Source organism: Eubacterium sp. CAG:156, from assembly GCF_000434315.1.
GTDB classification, from domain to species: domain Bacteria; phylum Bacillota; class Clostridia; order Lachnospirales; family Lachnospiraceae; genus Eubacterium_U; species Eubacterium_U album.
Map to the genome: position 1 here is coordinate 1 of NZ_FR878141.1, position 1,513 is coordinate 1,513.

Below are 1,513 nucleotides of genomic sequence, written 5' to 3' on the forward strand. Positions count from 1 at the left end.
CAGATTTTTGCAATTTTGCGAGCATAGCGTAAGTTCAAAAGATATGTCTGAGCCGATAGGCGAGTTTATCTTTTGAACTTACAATAAGCGGCGCAGCAAAATAAAAAAATCAACGTGTTTGCTATGAAAATATCTGCCGGCTGGGGTGGGAATTGTGTTGTCTATGGATTTTCTGTTGGCTGAAACAATGTTAAATATATTATTTCCCTTGAAAAATATTTGCTAAATATGTCATATATTAATTGACAAAAATCCTGTTTAAGCAATATGCTATAATCATGTTAAAAAAGGATATATTTAATTATGAAAAAATTTATAGAATTAGTACGTAAAGAAACAGTATTAGTAATTGCATGGGTCTTGGCAATTATATCCGCATTTTTTGTAAAACCAAATATTAAATACATAGATTACATAGATTTTAGAACGCTTGGAATATTATGGAGCCTTATGGTTATCATGGAAGGGTTAAGTTGTAATGGATTATTTGAAAAGATAGGTTATAAATTATTAAAAAAGACGAAAAATGTATGGCAGCTAAGTATAACATTGGTATTCATTTGTTTTTTCTCAAGTATGTTAATTACAAATGACGTTGCACTTATTACATTTGTTCCTTTTACAATGATGATTTTAGGAAAATGTGAAAAACAAAATTTATTGATTCCAATAATTGTTTTGCAAACCATTGCAGCTAATCTTGGAAGTATGCTTACTCCAATTGGCAACCCTCAAAATTTATATTTATATGGTTTATGGGGAGTTAACATATTTACATTCATAAAAACTATTTTACCTTATTCAATTGTTTCATTTTTTCTTCTTTTACTATTTTTGTTTTTTATTAAGGATAAGAAAAGTAAAATTGTTGTTGATGGTAAAGAAAATGATATTATTCAATATAAGGGGAACTTATTTTTCTATGTAATTTTATTTGTAATCGCATTAGGAACTGTATTTAAATTAATTCCTTATTATATTCTTATATTTCTTGTGTTTATTGTTGTGTTTTTTATACAGCGAAATGTGCTATATAAAATAGATTACGCATTACTTTTTACATTCATTGGATTTTTTATTTTTACGGGAAATATTGGTTCACTTCCAATGGCAAATAAGTATTTGGCTTCAATTGTTATAGGAAATGAAATTGGAATTGGGGTACTTGCGAGTCAGGTGATAAGCAATGTCCCTTCTGCCTTGCTTTTATCTGGTTTTACAACAAACTATAAAGGATTACTTATAGGTGTAAATGTTGGTGGTCTTGGAACACTTATTGCTTCAATGGCTAGTTTAATTTCTTACAAATTATATGCACATAATAACAACAGCACAAAAGGAAAATATTTGCTTTATTTTACATTTGTAAATATTGTATTTCTTGTAGTTTTACTGATTTTAAACACTATAATTAACTGATATTCCAGTCGACTGAAACTTTCATAAACAAACACGTTGTTTCACCTTTCCACGACCAGCAGAAGTATCCATAAGCAACACAACTTTCACAACC

General features: G+C 28.6%; 1 protein-coding gene. It reads left to right on the top strand.

The window, feature by feature from the left end; translation table 11 throughout:
- Window positions 1-303: 303 nt before the first annotated feature.
- Window positions 304-1,419, top strand: a complete 1,116-nt coding sequence (locus tag ABMA45_RS02265; protein ID WP_022088259.1) for an SLC13 family permease — start codon at window positions 304-306, stop codon at window positions 1,417-1,419.
- The last annotated feature ends 94 nt before the right edge of the window (window positions 1,420-1,513 follow it).

Bases quoted from the DNA above. Each gene is read 5' to 3' on its own strand.
- ABMA45_RS02265 (WP_022088259.1), top strand. From the start codon at position 304: ATGAAAAAATTTATAGAATTAGTACGTAAAGAAACAGTATTAGTAATT.